At 49.6% G+C, this 25374-nt stretch carries 26 protein-coding genes; 10 read left to right on the top strand and 16 right to left on the bottom strand.

Translation table 11 applies throughout. The features are described from left to right. Positions 1-4 precede the first annotated feature (4 nt). Positions 5-1132 carry a carboxymuconolactone decarboxylase family protein gene (locus tag G434_RS22515; RefSeq protein ID WP_001306554.1) on the top strand — a complete coding sequence of 376 codons (1128 nt, stop codon included), beginning with the start codon at positions 5-7 and terminating at the stop codon, positions 1130-1132. A gap of 67 nt (positions 1133-1199) precedes the next feature. Next, positions 1200-3134 (top strand): exoribonuclease II, encoded by a 1935-nt coding sequence (locus G434_RS22520; protein ID WP_000485008.1) that lies wholly within the window; start codon positions 1200-1202, stop codon positions 3132-3134. Positions 3135-3210: 76 nt separating this feature from the next. Here G434_RS22520 and G434_RS0124690 read toward each other — a convergent pair whose 3' ends face one another. After that, positions 3211-3315, bottom strand: coding sequence for a hypothetical protein (locus G434_RS0124690; RefSeq protein WP_000221855.1), 105 nt, complete (start codon positions 3313-3315; stop codon positions 3211-3213). 53 nt (positions 3316-3368) lie between these two features. Here G434_RS0124690 and pdeR point away from each other — a divergent pair, with 53 nt between their 5' ends. Continuing rightward, positions 3369-5354: a cyclic di-GMP phosphodiesterase gene (pdeR, locus tag G434_RS22525; RefSeq protein ID WP_000859966.1), complete on the top strand. Its 1986-nt coding sequence runs from the start codon at positions 3369-3371 to the stop codon at positions 5352-5354. On the opposite strand, the gene ymiD is transcribed toward pdeR, so the two are convergent. Continuing rightward, positions 5336-5464 (bottom strand): protein YmiD, encoded by a 129-nt coding sequence (ymiD, locus tag G434_RS30415; RefSeq protein ID WP_023148853.1) that lies wholly within the window; start codon positions 5462-5464, stop codon positions 5336-5338. The two genes, pdeR and ymiD, sit on opposite strands and share 19 nt — an antisense overlap. 36 nt (positions 5465-5500) lie before the next feature. Here ymiD and yciZ point away from each other — a divergent pair, with 36 nt between their 5' ends. From yciZ to osmB, 3 genes are all read left to right on the top strand, one after another. Next, entirely contained in the window at positions 5501-5674 is a 174-nt protein-coding gene (yciZ, locus tag G434_RS22530) for a YciZ family protein (protein ID WP_001288368.1), read from the top strand. Positions 5675-5763: 89 nt separating this feature from the next. Continuing rightward, a complete protein-coding gene (locus G434_RS22535; protein ID WP_001088621.1) occupies positions 5764-6513 on the top strand; it encodes a DNA-binding transcriptional regulator YciT in 750 nt (249 codons plus the stop codon). A gap of 268 nt (positions 6514-6781) precedes the next feature. Next, entirely contained in the window at positions 6782-7000 is a 219-nt protein-coding gene (gene osmB / locus G434_RS22540; RefSeq protein WP_000498253.1) for an osmotically-inducible lipoprotein OsmB, read from the top strand. Between the two features lie 125 nt (positions 7001-7125). Here osmB and yciH read toward each other — a convergent pair whose 3' ends face one another. The 5 genes from yciH to pgpB all read right to left on the bottom strand — a co-directional run bounded on the left by yciH (position 7126) and on the right by pgpB (position 10778). Next, the gene (gene yciH / locus G434_RS22545) at positions 7126-7452 is read right to left on the bottom strand and encodes a stress response translation initiation inhibitor YciH (RefSeq protein ID WP_001295580.1); all 327 of its coding nucleotides are present in this window, start codon (positions 7450-7452) and stop codon (positions 7126-7128) included. After that, entirely contained in the window at positions 7452-8189 is a 738-nt protein-coding gene (gene pyrF, locus G434_RS22550; RefSeq protein ID WP_000176265.1) for an orotidine-5'-phosphate decarboxylase, read from the bottom strand. The genes yciH and pyrF overlap by 1 nt, the downstream gene beginning before the upstream one ends. Positions 8190-8380: 191 nt before the next feature. After that, positions 8381-9550, bottom strand: coding sequence for a lipopolysaccharide assembly protein LapB (gene lapB, locus G434_RS22555; protein ID WP_000891338.1), 1170 nt, complete (start codon positions 9548-9550; stop codon positions 8381-8383). A gap of 6 nt (positions 9551-9556) precedes the next feature. Continuing rightward, positions 9557-9865 (bottom strand): lipopolysaccharide assembly protein LapA, encoded by a 309-nt coding sequence (gene lapA / locus G434_RS22560; protein ID WP_000876284.1) that lies wholly within the window; start codon positions 9863-9865, stop codon positions 9557-9559. Between the two features lie 148 nt (positions 9866-10013). Then, complete coding sequence (gene pgpB, locus G434_RS22565) at positions 10014-10778, bottom strand: phosphatidylglycerophosphatase B (RefSeq protein ID WP_001256552.1); 765 nt, start codon at positions 10776-10778, stop codon at positions 10014-10016. Positions 10779-10947: 169 nt separating this feature from the next. Between pgpB and ribA the strand changes: the two genes are divergently transcribed. Beyond that, positions 10948-11538, top strand: coding sequence for a GTP cyclohydrolase II (ribA, locus tag G434_RS22570; RefSeq protein ID WP_001176295.1), 591 nt, complete (start codon positions 10948-10950; stop codon positions 11536-11538). A gap of 63 nt (positions 11539-11601) precedes the next feature. On the opposite strand, the gene acnA is transcribed toward ribA, so the two are convergent. The 6 genes from acnA to topA all read right to left on the bottom strand — a co-directional run bounded on the left by acnA (position 11602) and on the right by topA (position 19060). Continuing rightward, complete coding sequence (gene acnA, locus G434_RS22575; protein WP_000099547.1) at positions 11602-14277, bottom strand: aconitate hydratase AcnA; 2676 nt, start codon at positions 14275-14277, stop codon at positions 11602-11604. A gap of 163 nt (positions 14278-14440) precedes the next feature. After that, entirely contained in the window at positions 14441-14536 is a 96-nt protein-coding gene (gene ymiC, locus G434_RS29555) for a small membrane protein YmiC (protein ID WP_001310756.1), read from the bottom strand. Positions 14537-14649: 113 nt separating this feature from the next. Beyond that, positions 14650-14817, bottom strand: a complete 168-nt coding sequence (gene yciX / locus G434_RS22580) for a protein YciX (protein ID WP_001309472.1) — start codon at positions 14815-14817, stop codon at positions 14650-14652. A 2-nt stretch (positions 14818-14819) separates the two neighbouring features. Then, positions 14820-14960 (bottom strand): YmiA family putative membrane protein, encoded by a 141-nt coding sequence (locus tag G434_RS22585; protein WP_001300896.1) that lies wholly within the window; start codon positions 14958-14960, stop codon positions 14820-14822. 318 nt (positions 14961-15278) lie between these two features. After that, a complete protein-coding gene (cysB, locus tag G434_RS22590) occupies positions 15279-16253 on the bottom strand; it encodes an HTH-type transcriptional regulator CysB (RefSeq protein ID WP_000776253.1) in 975 nt (324 codons plus the stop codon). Positions 16254-16462: 209 nt separating this feature from the next. Next, a complete protein-coding gene (topA, locus tag G434_RS22595; protein ID WP_001309471.1) occupies positions 16463-19060 on the bottom strand; it encodes a type I DNA topoisomerase in 2598 nt (865 codons plus the stop codon). A 379-nt stretch (positions 19061-19439) separates the two neighbouring features. Between topA and G434_RS22600 the strand changes: the two genes are divergently transcribed. Continuing rightward, positions 19440-19691, top strand: coding sequence for a YciN family protein (locus G434_RS22600; RefSeq protein ID WP_001031530.1), 252 nt, complete (start codon positions 19440-19442; stop codon positions 19689-19691). Between the two features lie 35 nt (positions 19692-19726). Here the strand turns inward: G434_RS22600 and sohB are convergent, their stop codons facing one another. Beyond that, positions 19727-20776, bottom strand: a complete 1050-nt coding sequence (gene sohB, locus G434_RS22605) for a protease SohB (RefSeq protein ID WP_000422053.1) — start codon at positions 20774-20776, stop codon at positions 19727-19729. A 219-nt stretch (positions 20777-20995) separates the two neighbouring features. Here sohB and G434_RS22610 point away from each other — a divergent pair, with 219 nt between their 5' ends. Together G434_RS22610 and cobO are read left to right on the top strand one after the other, a co-directional pair. Next, entirely contained in the window at positions 20996-21754 is a 759-nt protein-coding gene (locus tag G434_RS22610) for a YciK family oxidoreductase (protein WP_000559257.1), read from the top strand. Beyond that, on the top strand, positions 21751-22341 hold the full coding sequence (cobO, locus tag G434_RS22615; protein ID WP_001278887.1) for a cob(I)yrinic acid a,c-diamide adenosyltransferase: 591 nt from the start codon (positions 21751-21753) through the stop codon (positions 22339-22341). The genes G434_RS22610 and cobO overlap by 4 nt, the downstream gene beginning before the upstream one ends. Before the next feature lie 39 nt (positions 22342-22380). Here cobO and rluB read toward each other — a convergent pair whose 3' ends face one another. Both rluB and G434_RS22625 read right to left on the bottom strand, forming a co-directional pair. After that, entirely contained in the window at positions 22381-23256 is an 876-nt protein-coding gene (gene rluB, locus G434_RS22620) for a 23S rRNA pseudouridine(2605) synthase RluB (RefSeq protein WP_001291206.1), read from the bottom strand. A 210-nt stretch (positions 23257-23466) separates the two neighbouring features. Next, positions 23467-25362, bottom strand: coding sequence for a DUF2207 domain-containing protein (locus G434_RS22625; RefSeq protein WP_001309470.1), 1896 nt, complete (start codon positions 25360-25362; stop codon positions 23467-23469). Positions 25363-25374: the final 12 nt, after the last annotated feature.

Below are 25374 nucleotides of genomic sequence, written 5' to 3'. Positions count from 1 at the left end.
GCCCATGGAACAACGCCACATCACCGGCAAAAGCCACTGGTATCATGAAACGCAATCCAGTACTGCGGAATATGACGTTCTGCCTCTGGTCCCGGAAGCCGCAAAGGTCAGCGATCCCTTTCTGCTCGACGTGATCCTTGATGAAGAAACGCTGTCACCCTTCCTTTCATGGCTGGTCCCTGCGCGCGTTCTTGCAGTGGAGTTGTTCCCTGACCAGCTTACCGTGACCCGTTCACAGACCTTCACCGCTTATGAACGCTTGTCGACGGCCCTGACGGTTGCTCAGGTTTGCGGCGTCCAGCGGTTATGTAACTACTATTCGGCGCGACTTACGCCGCTCCCCGGGCCTGATTCCTCCAGGGAAAGTAATCATCGGTTAGCACAAATCACGCAATATGCCCGCCAACTGGCTAGCTCGCCTTCTATTATCGACAACCGATCGCGCCAGCATCTGAATGACGTCGGTCTTACTGTCTGGGACTGTGTGATCATTAATCAAATCATTGGTTTTATTGGCTTTCAGGCGCGGACCATTGCGACATTTCAGGCTTATCTCGGGCATCCGGTACGCTGGTTACCCGGTCTGGAGATACAAAACTATGCCGACGCGTCACTGTTTGCTGATGAGTCAATACGCTGGCGAAGCAGCTATGAGGTGGAAAAACTACCTGAAGAGCACACAAAAAGTTCAACTGCAGAACTTTGCCAACTGGCCGAAACACTCTCTCTCCACCCTATTTCACTTTCCCTTCTCGAAAAGTTGCTAAACAGCACACGGGTCAATACACAGCCGGATAATCAGCTTGCGGCGTTGTTATGCGCGCGGATAAATGGCAGTCCTGCTTGTTTTGCCATCTGTATGGATTCATCAAATGAATATAAAAAAATCAGCGCCCTTCTGCGCAAGGGCGAAAATGAAATTAACCAATGGGCTGACCGTCATTCTGTTGAGCGCGCTACCGTTCAGGCGATACAATGGCTGACCCGAGCACCCGATCGCTTTAGCGCCGCCCAGTTCAGCCCTTTACTCGAACACGAAAAATCATCAACGCAGATTATTAATCTGCTGGTATGGAGCGGGCTGTGTGGCTGGATAAATCGCTTAAAAATCGCGTTGGGTGAGACATATTAACCTTGCCGCGTCAGACAGATTCGCGTAAAACTGTCAGCCGCTCTAATGGCCACCAAAATAGACAATTATGTTTCAGGACAACCCGCTGCTAGCGCAGCTTAAACAGCAACTGCATTCCCAGACGCCACGCGCTGAAGGGGTGGTAAAAGCCACAGAAAAAGGCTTTGGCTTCCTGGAAGTCGACGCGCAAAAAAGTTATTTCATTCCGCCGCCGCAGATGAAAAAAGTCATGCATGGCGACCGAATTATCGCGGTTATCCACAGTGAAAAAGAACGTGAATCCGCAGAGCCAGAAGAACTGGTTGAACCGTTCCTGACTCGTTTCGTGGGTAAAGTTCAGGGCAAAAATGACCGTCTGGCCATCGTTCCTGATCATCCACTCTTAAAAGACGCCATTCCTTGCCGCGCAGCCCGTGGCCTGAACCACGAGTTTAAAGAAGGCGACTGGGCAGTTGCCGAAATGCGCCGCCATCCTCTGAAAGGCGATCGTTCTTTCTATGCTGAACTGACACAATACATCACTTTTGGTGACGACCACTTTGTACCGTGGTGGGTTACCCTTGCGCGCCATAATCTGGAAAAAGAAGCACCAGACGGCGTCGCTACCGAAATGCTCGATGAAGGTCTGGTTCGTGAAGATCTGACCGCGCTGGATTTTGTCACCATCGACAGTGCCAGCACAGAAGATATGGATGACGCCCTTTTCGCTAAGGCGTTGCCGGATGGCAAACTTCAGCTGATTGTGGCGATTGCCGATCCAACCGCGTGGATTGCTGAAGGCAGCAAGCTGGACAAAGCCGCGAAAATTCGCGCATTCACCAACTATCTGCCTGGCTTCAACATCCCTATGCTGCCTCGCGAGCTTTCTGACGATCTCTGCTCACTGCGCGCCAATGAAGTCCGCCCGGTACTGGCATGCCGCATGACGCTCTCCGCTGATGGCACCATTGAAGATAATATCGAATTCTTTGCCGCCACCATCGAATCCAAAGCGAAGCTGGTGTATGACCAGGTCTCTGACTGGCTGGAAAATACCGGTGACTGGCAGCCTGAAAGTGAAGCAATTGCCGAACAAGTCCGTTTGTTAGCGCAAATTTGCCAACGCCGCGGCGAGTGGCGTCATAACCACGCACTGGTATTTAAAGATCGCCCGGATTACCGCTTTATTCTCGGTGAAAAAGGTGAAGTGCTGGATATCGTCGCCGAGCCTCGTCGCATTGCCAATCGTATCGTCGAAGAAGCGATGATTGCCGCTAACATTTGTGCGGCCCGCGTACTGCGCGATAAGCTCGGTTTTGGCATCTATAACGTGCATATGGGCTTTGATCCGGCGAATGCCGACGCGCTGGCAGCGTTGCTGAAAACCCACGGTCTGCATGTCGATGCCGAAGAAGTGCTCACGCTGGACGGTTTCTGCAAACTGCGTCGTGAACTGGATGCGCAACCAACTGGTTTCCTCGACAGCCGCATTCGTCGCTTCCAGTCATTTGCTGAAATTAGCACTGAACCCGGTCCTCACTTTGGCCTCGGTCTGGAGGCATACGCCACCTGGACTTCGCCGATCCGTAAATATGGCGACATGATCAACCACCGTCTGCTGAAAGCGGTTATCAAAGGCGAAACTGCGACGCGTCCGCAGGATGAAATCACTGTCCAAATGGCCGAGCGTCGCCGTCTCAACCGAATGGCAGAACGTGATGTTGGCGACTGGTTATACGCACGCTTCCTGAAAGACAAAGCCGGGACTGACACCCGTTTCGCGGCGGAAATTGTCGATATCAGCCGTGGCGGCATGCGTGTGCGTTTGGTTGATAACGGCGCTATTGCCTTTATTCCGGCACCTTTCTTACACGCTGTGCGCGATGAACTGGTTTGCAGCCAGGAAAACGGCACTGTACAAATTAAAGGTGAAACGGCTTACAAAGTGACTGACGTTATTGACGTCACCATTGCCGAAGTCCGCATGGAAACCCGCAGCATTATTGCGCGCCCGGTCGCGTAATCTCCTTTCACGGCCCATTCCTCATGAATGGGCCATTTATTTCCCCGCTCCACCTTCGTCATATCCCGGCAGATTTTTAACTGACTTTCGTTTGAAAACTGGCGTTTTTCCAAAACTGGATTACAAATAAATATATAAAAAAAACAATGCGTTTAGCCGCCGTTAATTTCATGTAAGTCATGTTGTTCCTTTTATTTAACCGCGGACTCCGCTGTTAACCGGAGGATATGCATCATGAAAACCGTTAGGGAGTCCACAACGTTGTACAACTTTCTCGGATCGCACAATCCATACTGGCGGTTAACGGAAAGCAGCGATGTTTTGCGCTTTTCTACCACCGAAACCACAGAACCTGAACGTACGTTGCAGTTATCTGCCGAACAGGCTGCTCGCATCAGGGAAATGACAGTCATCACTTCCAGTCTGATGATGAGTCTGACCGTCGATGAAAGCGATCTTTCTGTGCATCTGGTAGGACGAAAAATCAATAAACGGGAATGGGCTGGCAACGCGTCGGCATGGCATGACACACCGGCGGTTGCTCGTGATTTATCACACGGGCTTTCCTTTGCTGAGCAGGTAGTTTCTGAAGCACATTCCGCAATAGTGATTCTCGACAGTCGGGGGAATATCCAGCGCTTCAATCGGTTATGTGAAGATTACACAGGGTTGAAAGAACACGACGTCATTGGGCAAAGCGTGTTTAAACTGTTTATGAGCCGTCGTGAAGCTGCGGCATCCAGGCGCAATAACCGTGTATTTTTTCGAAGCGGCAATGCATATGAAGTCGAACTGTGGATACCAACACGTAAAGGCCAGCGGCTGTTTCTGTTTCGCAATAAATTTGTCCACAGCGGTAGTGGCAAAAACGAGATTTTTTTAATCTGTTCCGGCACCGACATTACCGAAGAGCGCCGCGCTCAGGAGCGACTGCGCATTCTGGCAAATACCGACAGTATCACCGGACTGCCGAATCGTAACGCAATGCAGGAGTTAATCGATCACGCTATTAATCAGGCAGATAACAATAAAGTTGGGGTTGTGTATCTTGATTTGGATAATTTTAAAAAGGTCAACGACGCCTATGGGCATTTGTTTGGTGACCAGCTATTACGCGACGTGTCATTGGCCATTTTAAGCTGTCTCGAACATGACCAGGTGTTGGCGCGTCCAGGTGGCGATGAGTTTCTGGTACTGGCATCCAATACCTCACAAAGCGCGCTGGAAGCAATGGCATCACGAATTTTGACCCGCTTACGACTCCCCTTCCGCATTGGTTTAATTGAAGTTTATACCAGCTGTTCAGTGGGTATTTCACTCTCTCCCGAACATGGTTCGGACAGCGCGGCTATTATTCGTCACGCCGACACAGCAATGTACACAGCGAAGGAAGGCGGACGAGGACAATTTTGCGTTTTTACCCCAGAAATGAATCAGCGGGTATTTGAATATCTCTGGCTGGATACCAACTTGCGTAAAGCACTGGAAAACGATCAGTTGGTTATTCACTATCAACCGAAAATCACCTGGCGTGGCGAAGTGCGCAGTCTGGAAGCACTAGTACGTTGGCAGTCACCTGAACGTGGGTTGATTCCACCGTTGGACTTCATTTCCTACGCCGAAGAGTCAGGGCTAATTGTGCCTTTAGGCCGTTGGGTGATTCTCGATGTCGTACGCCAGGTGGCAAAGTGGCGGGATAAAGGTATTAACCTGCGAGTGGCGGTAAACATTTCTGCACGTCAGCTCGCCGATCAAACCATTTTCACCGCCCTGAAACAGGTTCTCCAGGAACTCAATTTTGAATACTGCCCTATTGATGTTGAACTGACGGAGAGCTGCCTGATTGAGAATGATGAACTGGCACTTTCTGTTATTCAACAATTTAGCCAACTAGGTGCGCAAGTGCATCTGGACGATTTTGGTACCGGCTACTCTTCACTTTCGCAACTGGCGCGCTTTCCGATCGATGCGATTAAACTTGACCAGGTTTTTGTTCGGGATATTCACAAACAGCCTGTATCGCAGTCGCTGGTCCGGGCGATCGTCGCTGTGGCCCAGGCATTGAATCTTCAGGTGATCGCTGAAGGAGTGGAGAGTAAAAAGGAAGATGCTTTTTTAACCAAGAACGGGATCAATGAGCGGCAAGGATTTTTGTTTGCCAAACCGATGCCCGCCGTCGCCTTTGAACGCTGGTATAAACGCTATCTGAAGCGCGCATAAGTAGATGAATATATATACTTAGCGCTATATTCCGTCATTATATATCGTATTCCCGGATGATAATTAGCCGTTGCTGTTAAACACTTCTCTTTTAGCGGCAATTTTTGCATTATTCATTTTCCCCTTTTGCTATAAGGATGTCCTTGATGTCTGAATTTGATGCCCAGCGCGTTGCCGAACGTATTGATATTGTGTTAGATATCCTTGTGGCAGGCGATTACCACTCTGCGATCCATAATCTCGAGATACTTAAAGCAGAACTCTTGCGCCAGGTTGCTGAATCTACGCCAGACATCCCGAAGGCACCGTGGGAGATTTAACAATCGTGCCTTCAGGTTTTCCTATTTGAGGATGCCCGGCGCGTCAGTATTTTTTTATTTAGTATTATAACGTTATAAGAATTACAGCGATGAATTCCCGACAACAAACTATTCTACAGATGGTCATTGACCAGGGTCAGGTTAGCGTAACCGATCTGGCAAAAGCCACTGGAGTTTCTGAAGTTACCATTCGCCAGGATCTCAACACCCTCGAAAAACTGAGTTACCTCCGCCGTGCACATGGCTTTGCAGTATCGCTTGATAGTGATGACGTCGAAACTCGTATGATGAGCAACTATACGCTGAAGCGTGAACTCGCCGAGTTTGCCGCGTCACTGGTTCAACCGGGCGAAACCATCTTTATCGAAAATGGCAGCAGCAATGCCCTGCTCGCCCGGACTCTGGGCGAGCAGAAGAAAAATGTCACGATCATCACGGTCAGCAGCTACATCGCGCATTTGCTGAAAGACGCGCCTTGTGAAGTTATTTTGCTCGGTGGCGTGTACCAGAAAAAAAGCGAAAGTATGGTTGGCCCTTTGACACGCCAGTGCATCCAACAGGTGCATTTTAGCAAAGCATTTATTGGTATTGATGGCTGGCAACCTGAAACTGGGTTTACCGGTCGCGATATGATGCGTACCGATGTGGTCAATGCCGTGCTGGAAAAAGAGTGCGAAGCGATAGTCCTGACTGACAGCTCGAAATTTGGTGCTGTACATTCATACTCCATCGGCCCCGTTGAGCGATTCAATCGCGTGATTACCGATTCGAAAATACGCGCCAGCGATCTGATGCATCTTGAGCACAGTAAACTCACCGTTCACGTCGTTGACATTTAACCATTTCCCTTCTCTATGGATGATTTGCACTTTGGCAAATCATCCGCTCTAAGATGATTCCTGGTTGATAATTAAGACTATTTACCTGTTATTAACACTCTCAAGATATAAAATTATTATCAGCGATATAACAGGAAGTCATTATCACCTGCGTGATATAACCCTGCGCGCGAGCGGATTTCACGGAATAATTTCACCCGGCTTATTCTTAGCTATTATAGTTATAGAGAGCTTACTTCCGTGAATCATAAATTCAGGAGAGAGTATTATGTTTGTAACGAGCAAAAAAATGACCGCAGCTGTTCTGGCAATTACCCTGGCAATGTCTCTGAGTGCCTGTTCTAACTGGTCTAAACGAGACCGTAACACCGCAATTGGCGCGGGTGCAGGTGCATTAGGCGGTGCAGTACTGACCGATGGCAGTACGCTGGGTACATTAGGTGGCGCAGCTGTCGGTGGTGTTATTGGTCACCAGGTCGGTAAATAATCGTAAATAAATGTCGATTATCGACTCGCAATTATAATACGCTTGATTCTGTTCAGTACGAAATAACTGAATAATACACACAGTAAAATATTCGAAAGCCACGGATATATCCGTGGCTTTTTATGTTAACCGCCTGCGAGTTTTACCTTCATCCCTTTCGCTTCAAGCAGTGATTTTAATAAATCACGCTTATCGCCCTGGATTTCAATAACTCCATCTTTAACTGCTCCGCCGCAGCCGCATTTTTTCTTCAGTTCCGCTGCCAGTTTTGTCAGTTCGGCATCATCGAGATCGACACCGGTAATCAAGCAAACGCCCTTACCTTTACGTCCACTGGTCTGACGCTGAATACGCACCACACCGTCGCCTTTAGGGCGTACAGGGGCCGCTTTTGGCTCATCAATACGTCCGGTTTCCGTTGAGTAGACCAGACGGCTGTTGGAATCACTCATCATGCACTCCGCTGTAAAGAGGCGTTGATCGCTTTCAGCGTCTGCGCTGGATCTACCGATTGCGTTACCGGGCGACCAATCACCATATAATCAACACCAGCCGCCAACGCCTGTTCTGGCGTCATAATGCGGCGCTGGTCACCAGCTTCACTCCCCTGCGGACGAATGCCCGGTGTAACCAGTTTGAACTCCTGACCAAATACCTGTTTAAAGCGCACAGCTTCCTGAGCAGAACACACCACACCATCAAGGCCACATTTTTGCGTCAGTGCTGCCAGACGTTCTGCATAATCTGCAGGTGACAGTGTCACGCCAAGATCGGCCAGGTCGCTGGCTTCCATGCTGGTCAATACTGTCACAGCAATCAAAAGCGGTGCATCTTTGCCAAACGGAACCAGTGCCTCACGCGCTGCGGTCATCATACGCGCCCCACCGGAGGCGTGAACATTCACCATCCACACGCCTAAGTCAGCTGCAGCAGCGACAGCGTGCGCTGCAGTGTTGGGAATATCGTGAAATTTCAGGTCGAGGAAGATATCAAAACCACGCTGTTGAAGTTCGCGTACAAATTGAGGTCCAAACAGCGTAAACATCTCTTTGCCGACTTTCAGACGACAATCGCGTGGGTCGATCTTGTCGACAAAGGCCAGCGCGGCATCACGATTATGATAATCAAGGGCAACAACCACAGGAGAATTCGTAACAGCGCGGGAAGAAGATGAAGCAGTTAACGTCATGACCAGACCTTCTTGATGATGGGCACCGGAAGTGGCGCGAAACAGGTAAACGGCGAGCATTCTACCCGTGGAAATAAAAAATTAACAGTTGCGATTTCTCCCCTGGCAGGCTTTTCTGCGCCCGAGTTACCGGAGCACAATGGAACATCAATAATTAGTATGTTGTAACTAAAGTCGGATTTTTTTAAAAATTACAGGCCATCAAGACCGCGAATCGGTTTAATGGTTGACCAGGCCCGACAAGACGGACAATGCCAGTAGAGGGTATATGCGGTAAAACCACATTTCTGGCAGCGATAACGAGGCTTACTACGCACCTTCTCGCCAACCATGTCCCGCAGCACCATCAGACTCTCTTTGGCACGCCCTTCTTCCGCTTCATTTAAGTGGTAATCCATTAGCTTATGGAACACACGCATGGTCGGATGACGCTGAAGCTGACGCGTAATATAGACCTGTGCGGCCTCACTACCGTCGCGCGCTTCGATGATGTCCGCAAGCATTAGTTCAGCATCGGCACCGGTGTTCTCTTCCACCGCGCGCTGCAGGAATTCTGCCCATTCGGCAGTTTTACCCAACTGCTGGTAGCAGGTTTGCAGCATTTCCAGCGTTTCGCTGACCAGTTCTCTGTCCTGGGATATCACGCGTTGCAAACTTTCGACGGCTTTGGCGTATTCTCCTTTCGCCATAAATACGCGTCCCATCATGATGGATACGCGGGCGCTGTTTTTATCTGCCGCCGCACCTTTTTTTAACAAGGCCATGGCACGATCGAGATCGTCGCTGGCCATATGCTGTAGGGCTAACTCGCAGTAGAAATGAGCAATTTCGACGCGCTGCTTATCTTTACCCAGCTTCACCAGGCGTTCGGCAACATCAATTGCTTTCTGCCACTCGCTGGTAGCCTGGTAGATTTGTAGCAACTGTTGCAGCGCGCCAATGCGGAAGTCAGTTTCATCGGTCAGTTGATTGAACATGTCTTCCGCGCGGTCGTATAACCCGGCGGCCATGTAATCACGCCCCAGTTGTTGAATCGCCAACAGACGCTGTTCATAGGTCAGCGAGGCGCTTTCCATTAGGGTCTGATGGATGCGAATAGCGCGATCAACTTCGCCACGCGAACGGAACAGGTTTCCGAGCGTAAGGTGGGCTTCAACGGTACCCGTATCCTCTTTAAGCATATCGAGAAACAGGTCTACCGCTTTATCCTGTTGATTACTAAGCAGGAAGTTAACCCCCGCTACGTAATCACGCGACAAGCGGTTGGCTTCATCTTGCTTGTTTTGTTGCGCACTTCTGCGGCCCATATACCAGCCATAGGCAGCGGCTACAGGCAAAAGCAGAAACAACAACTCCAGCATAGAAAGTTATTCCTTCGCCGCTGACGAATGCGGCGCTACAGCCACGTCAGTCGCGGGTGAAAGCTGGTTTTCCAGTCGCTTTATTTTACGTTCAGCGCGCGCCAGGGAAACACGAACTCGCAGCCAGAACAGGCCGCAAATCAGCCAACCGATAGCAAACCCCGCAGCAAACAATACCGCCAGCAATGTGGAAATACGGTACTCCCCTTGCGCTAACAGATAATTAAACGTCACCTGTTGATCGTTCTGCGCACCCAACGTGACCGAAATCACGAAGATCGCTAACACCAGTAAGAAAATGAGTAAATATTTCACATTACTTCCCGTTATGTGGTTAGAGCGAATAAATTATGGTCAACTTACCGCAATAGCCCTTTAAAGTACCATTTTCGCGCCGTCTGCGAAATGGCATCCACGCGCATTGTTGATGATTTAAGGGCTAAATTCGGAAAATCAACCAGCGTTAACTTTCTTGTTCTCGTTGTGCAATTTCGCGATTTTCTTCCGCAGGTGGTGTTAATGGCCCACAAACTCGTTGCGCAAGCCACGTTGCCACCGCCACCAGCGCCCACGAAATTAACGTAGCTACCACCAGATCGCGTGGCCAATGCATCCCGAGCAGCAGGCGGCTTCCCATGACTCCGGTTGCCCAGACCAGCAAGATAGCAATAGTTAACGTTCGCCGACGCGGCCACAGCAAACCAACGGCCAGCAGCGCCCAACTGGCAGCAAACATCGTGTGACCGGAAGGAAAGGCAAACCCCGTCTCTTTCTGCCAGTGTGAACGCAAATATTGTGGGATATTATTCTCTTCAGCCAACTGTTCTTTCACTAAATTTCCGCGTTCTGCTCGCTTTAAAGTGTAGAACTCATCAACCGGAATATGATGTGTTTTTTCCAGCCAGATAACAAAAGGTCGTGGTTCCTGGACTTTGTCTTTGATCCAGGATTTAACGCCTTGTCCCACAAGGATTGCCGCCGCCAGAATGGCAAATAACATAATGGCAGCCTTAATGCGAAAACGCAGACACCAGAGAAACCAACCGAATAAAATCAAATGTGTAATGACGCCCCAGGGCTGGGTGACAGTTTCAGTAACCCAAAAAGCCGCTTTTAGTAGCCAACTTTGTTCTCCAGGTTGCCAACGCCAGCCAGATATCCATACGGCTACTGGCATAACAAGCAATAGTGCAGCTCCCACTGCGGTACGTCTGGCAATCGAACGCATGGCCTCTCCTTTTTGATAAGTCCCACAATCATAACTGAAAATGCCAGTTCCAGGAAAAATTGACAGATTTGTGCCATTCCGTGAACGATCGACGCGTCGTGATTAGGTGAACCCCTTCTCGTTATGGCAAAATAAGCCAATACAGAACCAGCATTATCTGGAGAATTTCATGCAGCTTAAACGTGTGGCAGAAGCCAAACTGCCAACCCCATGGGGCGATTTCCTGATGGTGGGATTTGAAGAACTGGCAACCGGACACGATCATGTCGCGCTAGTCTATGGCGATATTTCCGGGCATACCCCGGTACTTGCGCGCGTCCATTCCGAATGTCTGACCGGTGACGCCCTGTTCAGCTTGCGCTGCGATTGTGGCTTCCAGCTCGAAGCGGCACTGACGCAAATTGCCGAAGAAGGCCGTGGTATTTTGCTGTATCACCGTCAGGAAGGTCGTAACATTGGTCTGCTGAATAAAATCCGCGCTTATGCACTGCAGGATCAAGGTTACGATACTGTAGAGGCTAACCACCAGTTAGGCTTCGCCGCTGATGAGCGCGACTTCACTCTTTGCGCTGATATGTTCAAACTCCTTGGCGTCAATGAAGTCCGCTTGTTAACCAACAACCCGAAAAAAGTCGAAATTCTGACCGAAGCAGGGATTAATATTGTTGAACGCGTACCGTTGATTGTAGGTCGTAACCCCAATAACGAACATTATCTCGATACCAAAGCCGAGAAAATGGGTCATTTGCTGAACAAATAACCCTCTTGCATTGTGTAATTCATTTGCTTGCCGGAAGCAAAATAACCGGCAAGCAAATACTCGTTACTTCAACATATTACGAATGACATAATGCAAAATGCCGTCGTTCTGGTAGTAGGTCAACTCCGTCGCGGTGTCGATACGACAACGGCAGGGTACGACTTCCTGGCTACCATCCGCGCGCGTAAACGTCACCGGAACCGTCGCGCCGGGTTGTAGATTTTGCAGATCGACAATATCAATCTTCTCTTCCCCGGTTAGCTCTAACGTTTTACGCGTCACGCCTTGCGGAAATTCCAGCGGCAGGATGCCCATGCCAATTAAATTCGAGCGGTGAATTCGTTCAAACGATTCGGCAATCACAACACGAATACCAAGCAGACGCGGACCTTTTGCCGCCCAGTCACGGCTGGAGCCTGATCCATACTCTTTCCCGGCAATCACCGCCAGCGGCGTTTGCTCCTGCTTATAGCGCATCGCGGCATCATAAATAGAGATGACCTCGCTGTCAGGTAAATGCCGCGTCATCCCCCCTTCAACGCCAGGCACCATTTCATTACGGATGCGAATATTGGCGAAGGTGCCGCGCATCATCACTTCATGGTTACCACGCCGCGAACCGTAGGAGTTAAAGTCTTTGCGCTCAACACCCCGACCTTGTAGATATCGACCCGCCGGGCTGTCGGGCTTAATACTGCCCGCCGGAGAGATATGGTCAGTGGTGACTGAATCCCCCAGCATTGCGAGGATCCGCGCACCGTGAATATCTTCCACAGGTGCTGGTGTTGCCTGCATTTCATCAAAGAAAGGCGATAAGCGAATATAGGTTGAATCTTCCTGCCAACCGTAGGTATCGGATCGTGCGACGTTAATTTCCTTCCACTCTGCTGTGCCTTCAAAAACTTCTGCGTACTCTTTGCGGAACATTTCTGTGGAGACTTGTTCTACCGCACGGGCAATTTCTTGTGCCGAGGGCCAGATATCTTTCAGATATACCGGGTCGCCTTTACGATCGTGACCAATAGGCTCAGAAGCGAGGTTAATATTCATATTTCCCGCCAGCGCATAGGCAACCACCAGCGGCGGCGAGGCCAGCCAGTTAGTTTTAACCAGCGGATGGATACGGCCTTCAAAGTTACGGTTGCCGGACAGCACCGCACCGACGGTTAAATCGCCTTTTTTGATTGCCGTTTCGATAGGATCGGGCAATGGACCAGAGTTACCAATACAGGTGGTACAACCGTATCCCACAAGGTTAAATCCCAGTTCATCGAGATACGGTGTCAGTTTCGCTTTTGCCAGATAATCAGAAACGACTTTCGAGCCTGGTGCCAGCGACGCTTTGACCCACGGTTGCCGCTTGAGGCCCAGAGTTACAGCTTTTTTCGCCAGCAAACCTGCGGCCATCAGCACACTTGGGTTAGAGGTGTTGGTGCACGACGTTATCGCAGCAATGACCACCGCGCCATCAGGTAACTGATACTGATGTCCGTTCATAACATAATCGACCGGCTGGCGATCTTTATGCGTGGCATTCACTTCCAGTTCGTTACTGGCGGCAAATGCTTTTGGTACATCGGGCAGTGCAACGCGATCCTGTGGGCGTTTTGGCCCTGCCAGGCTCGCTTCAACGTCATTCATATCCAGTTCTAACGTACTGGTAAAAATCGGTTCATCGCCCGGGTTACGCCACATGCCCTGCGCTTTGGCATATATTTCGACCAACTCAACCTGATCTTCACTGCGCCCGCTTAAACGCATGTAATCGAGGGTGACAGCATCGATTGGGAAGAAGCCACAGGTGGCACCATATTCTGGCGACATATTGGCAATGGTGGCGCGATCCGCCAGCGGTAGTGAATCCAGCCCATCACCATAAAATTCGACGAATTTCCCCACCACGCCATGTTTGCGCAGCATTTGGGTAACGGTGAGAACCAGGTCTGTGGCGGTAATACCTTCACGTAATTTTCCGGTGAGTTTAAAGCCCACTACGTCCGGGATAAGCATGGAAACCGGCTGGCCTAACATTGCGGCTTCGGCTTCGATCCCACCAACGCCCCACCCCAGCACGCCAAGGCCGTTGATCATGGTGGTGTGCGAGTCAGTACCAACGAGTGTATCCGGATAAGCAATCCATTCACCGTCCTGCAATTCGCTCCACACTGCTTTGCCGAGATATTCGAGGTTAACCTGATGGCAAATGCCTGTGCCTGGCGGCACGACGCTAAAACGACTGAACGCCTGCTTTCCCCATTTCAGGAACACATAACGTTCGTGGTTGCGCTCCATTTCCAGGCGCACGTTTTCTTCAAATGCCTCATCATCACCAAAACGATCGACGGTCACCGAGTGGTCAATGACCAGGTCGACCGGTGAGAGCGGGTTAACCTTTGCAGTATCGCCGCCGAGGCGTTTAACCGCTTCGCGCATTGCCGCCAGATCAACAACGGCAGGTACGCCGGTAAAGTCCTGCATCAACACCCTTGCCGGGCGGTAGGCAATTTCACGGTCAGCATGAGCATTTTTCAGCCATCCCACCAGCGCGTGGATATCCTCTTCGGTAACCGAGTTACCATCCTGCCAGCGCAGCAGGTTTTCGAGCAAAACTTTGAGTGACTTAGGCAGACGGGTGATATCGCCCAGTGATTTGGCAGCAAGCGGCAGGCTGTAGTAGTGGTAAGTTTTATCTTTGGCCTGCAACGTGTCCTTACTGGCTTCTCGTAGGGTTGACGACATAGCTCCTCCTTAATGACAGGGTTGCGAAGCCCTGATTCTCTTCAGGGTGAATATTAAAGATAACACAAACATCGCGTAACGATTTGATAACAACCCAAATTGATAAAAGAGGAGAAACCTTGTGGCAAAGCAAATGAAAACCCCGCCGCAGCGGGGTCAGGGATCAGTGAGTAATGATCCAGAGGAGTTCGGCCCAGAAGAGCATCGACAGAGAAAATGCGCCCATCCAGGACCAATATTTCATATTTGTGTTGATCATAGGCTACACCCTTAACGGTTATTACTTTGTGTTGAGATAACTCAACCTGTTATTGCTGCGGTGTATTAAAAGCCCTTTAATTGATTAAAAATGGGTAATAAGAATGATGATAATTATTGTTTCGGCTGATCATCTTCACCAAACAGTTCTATAAAGGCTTGCTGCTGCGTTGTTAGTTGCCAGTCGTCTGGAATAACGACGGAACATTCCCGTTTCGTTTCTGGTTCATTGTCACTATGCTGACATAATGGTGACGACTCCAGTTGCTCCTGACCGACCATAGTTATCCCCACACTTTCCAAATCAGCAGTGCGACAACCACCCAGAAAAGTGCAGAACCAAGAAATACCGCCAGCCAGGCTTTGCGTTTTAATTCAGGGTCCCGGCGGGGTTCCTGATTTCCAGAAGGCATTGCTAACCTCATATAATCGCCATCACTTATCAGCAAGACGTTGAACGATTGGTGTAATTAATCATACGATGAGACAAATCCTAAAGAAACTTTAGTCAAAAATCCAGCGAATTTACGAATCGTCTCCAGTGAATAATTCAATCTTTTGACCTGAAATAGATATTTGAAAACTGGAGTTTGCGAGGCGGGTAATTAGACACTACTTTACAAGTAATTTACCCTATAAATATGAGGGATAAAAATATTGTGCAGCGGATACAAATAAGCAACAAAAGAGAATATATTCCGGCACCTTCTCTACATAAAAGGTGCCGGAAATAACGCAAGAAATTATTTTTCCGGCAGTTTTATATCTTTAAACATGACCTCAATTTCTTCATTGGAGCGCAATGCGACAGCCGCATCAACGACATCACGCGTTAAATGCGGTGCAAAACGCTGAATGAAATCATACATATAACTGCGCAAAAAAGTACTACGGCGAAAACCAATTTTGGTTGTACTGTGGCTGAAGATATCGTGAGCATCAACACGCACAAGATCGGGATCGGCGACCGGATCCACCGCCATGCTGGCAATGACCCCTACTCCCAGCCCTAACCGGACGTAAGTTTTAATGACGTCAGCATCCGTTGCCGTGAAGACGATACGCGGCGTTAACCCTGCGCGGTTAAAGGCAGTATCCAGTTCTGAACGTCCGGTAAAGCCGAAGGTATATGTCACCAACGGATATTGCGCCAGTTCTTCAATGGTAATGGCTTTTTTGCCTGCCAGCGGGTGATCCGGAGTGACTACAATAGCCCGATTCCAGTGGTAGCACGGTAACATCACTAAATCTTCATACAGATGCAGCGCTTCTGTGGCAATCGCGAAATCGGCATTGCCTTTAGAGACGGCATCAGCAATTTGTGTCGGCGAGCCCTGGTGCATATGCAAAGAAACGCGAGGATAACGCTCAATAAAGCCTTTGATGACGTTTGGTAACGCATAGCGTGCCTGGGTATGCGTGGTGGCGATATACAGCGAGCCTTTATCCGGCCAGGTGTGCTCTCCGGCGACCGATTTTATGGCATCGACTTTCGACAGGACTTCACGAGCGATACGAATTATTTCTTGTCCTGCTGGCGTTACCTGCGTCAGGTGCTTGCCGCTTCGGGAAAAAATTTGAATGCCTAGCTCGTCTTCCAGCATTCTGACTTGTTTACTGATCCCGGGTTGTGATGTGTAAAGTCCTTCCGCCGTTGATGAGACATTCAGGTTATGATTGACCACCTCAACAATATAGCGAAGTTGTTGTAATTTCATGTTAAACCATCCACTTAGACGCCATCAGAACATCGTTTTTTCGTCACACCTGGCGGGTGACTAATACGATTTAATAATAAAAAAGGTGCTAACTATAACCACTATATCATTTATAGCCTTAGTGTATAGGTGTGAAGAAAAAATAATATGCAATAAAAAAGGGCCGCTTTCGCGACCCTTTGTTTATAAAAACCTGACAGAATTAAAGGTTATTTTTTCCCTTCAACCCATTTGCCATCAACATAAAATGCTGACCAGCCAGTCGCCTTTCCGTCTTTTTCCGAAGAGACATATTGCTGTTTGGTTTTACGGCTAAAGCGAACCATGGTCTTATTACCTTCCGGATCCTGCTGTGGCGCATCGGCCAGATAACGCAGTTTTTCCGGCAGACGGTCGCGGAAGCGATAAAGCTCTTCCACCAGTGGCGCACGTGTTTCACGCGATTTCGGGAAGGTATTGGCCGCCAGGAACACACCGGCAGCACCGTCACGCAGCACGAAATAAGCATCTGATTTTTCGCACGGCAGCTCCGGTAATGGCACCGGATCTTCTTTCGGTGGTGCCACTTCGCCGTTACGTAAAATCTTACGCGTGTTTTTACACTCTTCGTTAGTGCAGGCCATGTATTTACCGAAACGCCCCATTTTCAGGTGCATTTCAGATCCACATTTTTCACACTCAACGATCGGGCCGTCATAACCTTTAATGCGGAATTCGCCCTCTTCGATCTCGTAACCGTCGCAGGTTGGGTTATTACCACAGACATGCAACTTACGTTTCGGATCGATGAGATAGCTGTCCATCGCCGTGCCGCATTTCGGGCAACGACGTTTTGCGCGCAGCGCGTTGGTTTCAGCGTCTTCACCTTCCAGCACGTTCAGCACTTCGTTTTCCGGCACCAGGTTGATGGTGGTTTTGCAACGCTCTTTCGGTGGCAGAGCGTAGCCGGAACAGCCAAGGAATACCCCGGTGCTCGCTGTGCGAATACCCATTTTGCGACCACAGGTCGGGCAGTCGATGCTGGTCAGAACCATCTGGTTCGGGCGCATCCCCCCCTCTTCCGGATCTTTTTCAGCTTTATCTAACTGCTGGGTGAAATCCGAGAAGAAGTGATCCAGTACAGCTTTCCACTCTGCTTCGTGATTTGCCACCTGGTCGAGGCTGTTTTCCATCTGTGCGGTGAAGTCGTAGTTCATTAACTCACGGAAATTCTCTTCCAGGCGATCGGTGACGATTTCGCCCATTTTTTCCGCATAGAAACGACGATTTTCTACTCGCACATAGCCACGATCCTGAATAGTCGAAATGATCGACGCATAGGTAGACGGACGACCGATACCGCGTTTTTCCAGTTCTTTAACCAACGATGCTTCACTGAAACGCGCTGGCGGCTTGGTAAAGTGCTGGGCTGGTGTCAGTTCAACGAGCGTCAGAGCATCGCCTTTATCGACTGCCGGTAAGATACGATCTTCATCGCCTTTACGCAGTGCAGGCATCACTTTTGTCCAGCCATCAAAGCGCAAAATACGACCGCGTGCTTTCAGGCGGAAATCGCCCGCACCAACGGTCAGCGTCGTGGAGTCATATTTCGCTGGGGTCATCTGGCAGGCAACGAACTGACGCCAGATTAACTGGTACAGTTTTTGCGCATCTGCTTCCATATCCTTCAGCGATTCCGCCATCACATTGACGTCAGAAGGACGAATCGCTTCGTGCGCTTCCTGTGAGTTTTCTTTGCTGGCGTACTGATTCGGACTTTCCGGCAGATATTTCTTACCAAAATTATCGCTGATATAACCGCGAACCATATTTACCGCGTCCTGACTCAGGTTGGTGGAGTCGGTACGCATGTATGTGATATAGCCAGCTTCATACAAACGCTGCGCCATCATCATGGTTTTTTTCACGCCAAAACCAAGACGGGTGCTGGCAGCTTGTTGCAGCGTAGAGGTAATAAAAGGAGCGCCAGGTTTACTGGTTGTCGGTTTGTCTTCACGTTCCAGCACGCTGTAGCGCGCTTTTTCCAGCAGACTTACCGCAGCCTGAGTTTGTTCTTTGTTGACCGGGCGGAACGGTTTGTCGTTCTGATGAGTCACCTGCAACGCCAACGCATCACCAGATGGCGTGGTCGTGCTGGCATCGACTTCCCAGAACTCTTCCGGTACGAACGCTTTAATTTCACGCTCACGCTCGACCACCAGGCGGACCGCCACCGACTGCACACGACCTGCAGACAGACCACGAGCGATCTTTTTCCACAGCAGCGGCGAAACCATATATCCCACCACGCGGTCCATAAAGCGACGCGCCTGCTGGGCATTAACACGATCAATATTCAGCTCACCTGGTTTGTTAAATGCCTGGCGGATCGCGTTTTTAGTAATTTCGTTAAACACCACTCGGCTATAGCGCGCATCATCACCACCAATCACTTCCCGCAGGTGCCATGCAATGGCTTCCCCTTCGCGGTCAAGGTCGGTTGCGAGATAGATGTGGTCGGCTTTTTCAGCCAGTTGTTTCAGTTCAGAGACGACCTTCTCTTTACCAGGCAACACTTCATAGTGCGCCTCCCAATTGTGCCACGGGTCAACCCCCATACGGTTGACGAGAGCGCCACGTTCATCCTTTTTAGGCTTTTTAGCCGTCTTGGTGGAGGTAGAGTCGGCACTCTTTTTGGCAGCTGAGCCACTGGTCGGCAAATCGCGGATGTGACCGACGCTGGATTTCACCACGTAGTCACTACCCAGATACTTGTTGATCGTTTTGGCTTTTGCCGGGGACTCAACGATGACAAGAGCTTTACCCATATTCACCTTACCTAATTTGATTCTTCCAGGAATGCGTCGCACGTTGATAAACCTTCCACTGGCAACGAGTTACCGATATGGACTCGCTCTCTGCGGATATCAACCCCTTGTCGTGACTCTGTTCACGAAAATTCAGGTGACTGAGTTAACAGGTCTTGGCCTACAGGCGCTATAGCACGACGGAATTTTGGTCGAATGTCAAGCAAATCTATTGCCAGATTGACGAAAGCGTCACACTGTACCTGATAAAATCCGATACGCAACTTTATTAGCATGCAAAATCCAAAGTTGCCAGTAAGGCGCTCTTGCCACCAGCGTGGTATATTTGTCTGCAAGCCATGCCTGGCGTAGACTAATGTCCTTGTTTAAGGAGTAAATAATGAACAAAGAGACACAACCCATCGACCGCGAGACGCTGTTGAAAGAGGCCAACAAAATCATTCGTGAGCATGAGGATACGCTCGCAGGGATTGAAGCCACCGGCGTCACGCAGCGTAATGGCGTGCTGGTATTTACCGGCGACTACTTTTTAGATGAACAAGGATTGCCAACAGCCAAAAGCACCGCGGTGTTTAATATGTTCAAACACCTGGCCCATGTGCTTTCAGAAAAATATCACCTGGTTGATTAAAGCAAAACGCGAGGTCTTACCCTCGCGTTTGTCTTTTACATCAATGGCTTTTGACCCCGCTGCCACCAGCGTAGCAACAATCGATCGGCGCTCTCTGCCGCGCTGCCGGTGAATCGGTCAATGAGTCGTTTACGCTGCATATAGCGTACATTGACCACTTCACGGCCTTCCATCAGGCTAAGAATAACTTCATCACTGGTGTTGATTTCATCAACCAAGCCTTTCTCTACCGCCTGTTGTCCGTACCAGTGTTCACCCGTTGCCACCTGATCAATATTCAGAGACGGACGCATACGCTTCACAAAATCTTTAAATAACTGATGCGTTTCGTTCAGCTCTTCGCGGAATTTCTCCCGCCCTTCTTCGGTGTTTTCACCCAGCAAGGTCAGCGTGCGCTTATACTGCCCGGCGGTGTGCAGTTCGATATCAATATCTTTGCTTTTCAGGAAGCGGTTAAAGTTGGGCATTTGTGCCACCACGCCAATGGAACCCACAATAGCAAACGGTGCGGAAACAATTTTGTCCGCCACACAGGCCATCATGTAACCGCCGCTGGCAGCGACTTTGTCTACCGTAACAGTTAAAGGAATGTTTTTATCACGCAGACGCTGCAGCTGCGAAGCCGCCAGCCCGTAACCATGCACCATGCCACCAGGGCTTTCCAGACGTAGCACAACCTGATCCTGCGGTTTAAATGCTGCGAGTACCGACGTTATCTCTTCACGTAGCGAGTTCACTTCATGGGCGTCCATGCTGCCTTTAAAATCCAGCACCCAGACGCGAGGTTTACTGTCAGTTGCCACCTCGCCCAGTTTGGCTTTCGCTTTTGCTGCTTTCGCTTCTTGCTTGTGCTTTTTCTTCTGCGCTTTGTGCCACTGTTTTTGCTGATGTGAGTCCATCAGCGCCGCGGCCAGTTCTTCTTTCATCTCCTTATACTGTTCGCTGAGATTGTTGACCCGTAACTCGCCACGCTGGCGTTTATTACGTTGAGCAACATTGACAATAATGGCGGCAATCGCCGCAATCGCTAGCACAACGGTAACGATTTTCGCCAAAAACAAACCATATTCAGACAACAATTCCACGAGTCCCCACCTTGGTTAAACAACGCTTTGGCTCACAGTTTACAACAGGCATGTTAAGCCGTCTCGCAGAGATGTTATTGCAGCGAAAGTATGACAAAGTATCCATTTTGCGGTGTTATCGCCCCAGGCTGATTGAAATGCCCTTCTGTTTCAGGCATAAAGCCCCAAAGTCTTAAAGTACACTGGCAGCGCGACAGACAACGTCGTTGAGGAGTAGCCATGCATTACCAGCCAAAACAAGATTTACTCAATGATCGCATTATCCTGGTGACGGGAGCCAGCGATGGGATTGGTCGTGAAGCCGCGATGACGTATGCACGCTATGGTGCGACTGTGATTCTGTTGGGCCGTAATGAAGAAAAATTACATCAGGTAGCCAGCCACATAAACGAAGAAACTGGGCGTCAGCCACAGTGGTTTATTCTCGATTTGCTGACCTGCACGTCCGAAAATTGCCAACAACTGGCACAGCGCATTGCCGTTAATTATCCACGTCTGGATGGTGTTTTGCATAATGCCGGATTGCTCGGCGATGTTTGCCCAATGAGCGAACAAAATCCGCAGGTCTGGCAGGACGTCATGCAGGTCAACGTTAATGCCACCTTTATGCTCACCCAAGCACTGCTTCCTTTATTACTCAAATCGGACGCGGGTTCACTGGTCTTTACTTCATCAAGCGTTGGACGTCAGGGGCGTGCAAACTGGGGCGCATATGCAGCGTCGAAATTTGCCACCGAAGGGATGATGCAGGTACTGGCCGATGAATATCAGCAGCGCCTGCGCGTCAACTGCATTAACCCAGGCGGTACGCGCACCGCAATGCGTGCCAACGCCTTCCCGACCGAAGATCCACAGAAACTTAAAACACCCGCTGATATCATGCCGCTCTACCTCTGGCTGATGGGCGATGACAGCCGCCGTAAAACCGGCATGACCTTTGACGCCCAACCGGGCCGTAAACCAGGAATTTCCCAATGAGTGATGAACGCTACCAACAGCGTCAGCAGCGAGTGAAAGAAAAAGTAGATGCTCGTGTGGCCCAGGCCCAGGATGAACGCGGTATTATCATCGTCTTTACCGGCAATGGAAAAGGCAAAACCACCGCGGCATTTGGTACGGCAACACGCGCAGTTGGTCACGGAAAAAAAGTGGGCGTCGTGCAGTTTATTAAAGGCACCTGGCCTAACGGCGAACGAAAACTGCTGGAACCACACGGCGTTGAATTTCAGGTGATGGCAACGGGCTTTACCTGGGATACACAAAATCGCGAATCTGATACCGCGGCCTGCCGTGAAGTCTGGCAACATGCCAAACGAATGCTGGCAGATCCTTCACTGGATATGGTTTTGCTCGATGAACTGACTTATATGGTGGCGTATGATTATTTGCCACTGGAAGAAGTGGTGAAGGCGTTAAATGAACGTCCACATCAACAAACGGTGATTATCACGGGTCGTGGTTGTCATCGGGATATTCTTGAATTGGCGGATACGGTAAGTGAATTACGCCCCGTGAAACATGCGTTTGATGCCGGTGTAAAAGCGCAGATAGGGATTGATTACTAATCTGTAAAAATGCCGGATATGACGTCCGGCATACTTTGATTAACCGTTATTATTACGTCCACCAGAGCGACGACCGCCGCTCACCTGACTGTGACGCTTAACCGCACGACGAATCTGATTCGCCTTCATACGACGACGGTCTTTTTCTACAGCGACTTTAGAGCTGGTTTCTGGCGGTAGCTCCACCAGTTCGCGCAGATAGTTAGTCTGGGCGAGATCCAGCTCTGTCCAGCCGCCGCGTGGCAGACCTTTCGGCAGTGGAATATCACCGTAACGCACACGGATCAGGCGACTTACCTGCACACCAACCGCTTCCCAAAGACGACGAACCTCACGGTTACGGCCTTCGGTCAGAGTAACGTTGTACCACTGGTTGATCCCTTCGCCGCCGCTGAACTTGATGGTTTTAAAGGCTGCCGGACCATCTTCCAGCTGCACGCCACGACTCAAATCACGCAGTTTCGCGTCGTCAACCTGACCAAATACACGCACGGCATATTCACGTTCAACTTCACGGCTTGGATGCATTAAACGGTTTGCCAGTTCACCGTCGGTGGTGAAGAGCAACAGACCACAGGTGTTAACGTCCAGACGACCTACGGCAATCCAGCGTGCGCCACGCAGTTTTGGCAGACGGTCAAACACCGTTGGACGTCCTTCCGGATCGTTACGGGTACACAACTCACCTTCCGGTTTGTAATAGGCCAGAACGCGACAAATTTGTTCAGCGGACTCACGTACCGAAATCAGGTGACCATCGATACGGATTTTCAATCCAGGGGTAATTTCAACGCGATCGCCGAGTTTAGCAATTTTGCCATCAACACTCACACGACCGGCTTCAATAATAGATTCGATTTCACGGCGAGAGCCGTGGCCGGCACGCGCCAGCACTTTCTGTAGCTTTTCGCTCATAGAGCTTCCTTTTGGTGTCGCCTTCCCAGGCGTCTGATATGCTTTTGTGCAACAGTGAGTCAGAACTTACATCTGACTCACTGATAGTAAAGTCTGTTTGAACTCTTAAGGCCTTAAGTAAACGACTCGACGTTTATCGACCTGGCTTTGAGGCGCAACATACTACACTATCTTTATGGTTAAAGCTTGTTTCGATTAACGTCGATTTGGTTACCAACCACCACCGCCTCCGCCACCCGCACCGCCGCCAGCACCACCACCGGAATAGCTTCGCCCCAACAAACTGGTATAGGCCCCGCAACTCAGGTGCGTCTGCAATGAGAATAAAACGCCACTACGGGCAATTTCCGGGGCGCTAACAGCCGCTGTGAGTGATGGGGTGATACGTTCTGCCCATTCTCTGCCAAGGTTTGCCGAGACCGCCCAACCTAACAATGCGTAATCCAGTTTCCGTGTTTCCCCTTTCCGCCGCCGCCCACTGTGTGTTGCCGCCTCTTTACGCGCAAGATAGTTAACGATAGCTTCACCGTGGGCATAACGTTGCTGCCCAGTTTGGGTAAACTTTGGCAGAAAAATATACCCTATGCCAGTGAGATAACCGGTCAGGAAAACAGCGCTAAAATAACCCGCTGGCATATACCAGTAAAAGAATACATCTCCGACATTGATATAGAGAGAATAAAAGGCCACGCCTGAACAAATCAGCGGTAAAAACAAAGTGATGATTACACAATTAACGCAAGGCTTGTCATCATCGCGGGCAAACAAAAGCTCAAGGGAACAAAATAAAAAAGGAAGAAGCCAGCAGATCATAATAAACATATCGCCCACCAGACTCATTCCTGCCCAGCCTACGGGACTCAGGTTACCGTAGAGAATAACCGCTAATATCGCCATTCCCCCCCATTGCAAAAACGCATCAGGTCGGTAAAACGAAGACTTTTTACGCGGCAGATAAAATTTCTGCATCCGTAAAAATGCACTGCGTAAGACTCTGTTGCGTCTCCCCGTAAGAACGACCTTATCGCCTTTACGAAATAACGCTTCCAGTAATAACTTCTCTGCGGGCAGTAATACCGCATTATTTCTGGTCGCGCCTTCATTAACACGAATCAGGATTTGCTGGTTCTTGTCATACTGATCTTTCAGATGAATTTTGCCTTTCACAATCAGATTTACGATATCGGCACAAAAACCTTTATCGTCGTAAACCAGCTTCGCATCGAGACGTAACATGCCGGGCGTGTAATCTGGCGGAATGACATCGGTTTCAATCACATCTACCGGCGTAAATTGCGGCCTGCGCTTCCAGAGATATAACCATCCACAAACCAGGAATAGACACGGAAACCAAATTAACAACGATGACGTGGAGGGTAAAAGAAGATGGCTGAAAATATTCGTCGTTTGTGGAGCCGGGGCATTGCTAAGTAAAGCGTGAGGCCAGCGGTAGAGTACCGTGAAATCTTCACGATAAAACGGATCGCGGGATTCAATTCTTCCGTCCTCAAGGATGCGGCCATTTCGATATGTGTCGCCCTCTTCTCCAGTAAAGAGATCGATTTCGCTAAATGGATTACCCGCGATATCAGGGAACTTGAGTGAAAATCGGGTCTTATAGATTTCAAACGGCCAGTGGTTACCAGTCACGTTCCAGATTAACAGATCTGAATCTCCCTCACGCAGGAAAGCATTTTTAACCTGATAATGAATTTGATAATGATAGTCGCCTTGAGGCAAGAAACGTTGTTTATCGCCCACGACGATACTCATTAAACCGATATGCCAGTCAAGATGCCAGGGTTCAGGAACACCATCACGGGTGACGCCAACAATATGATAGTTCAGCAGTGCAGCGTCCCCATCAGGCTGCATCCAGAGTCGTGGTAAATCACGATAAAATCCGTGCTTAATCTGCTGATTTCGCGCCTGAAAATGAATATTTTCTTTGATGTCGAGCCCCCCATCCGGTTGCAGAGTGGCTTCAACATCAAAGAGCGAGATCCCTTCTTCATAAAAAGGGATCTCCGTGTTTTTCGGATAACTCAACGAAGAGAAAAAAAGCCCAACTATCAACAGCAAAATGCAGCGATATATCCCTGCCATAGTCTTCCATCC

The organism is Escherichia sp. KTE172 (genome assembly GCF_000408845.1).
Lineage (GTDB): Bacteria > Pseudomonadota > Gammaproteobacteria > Enterobacterales > Enterobacteriaceae > Escherichia > Escherichia coli.
The sequence above is the reverse complement of the archived record's forward strand: the minus strand, read 5'-3'. Positions and strand labels throughout refer to the sequence as shown.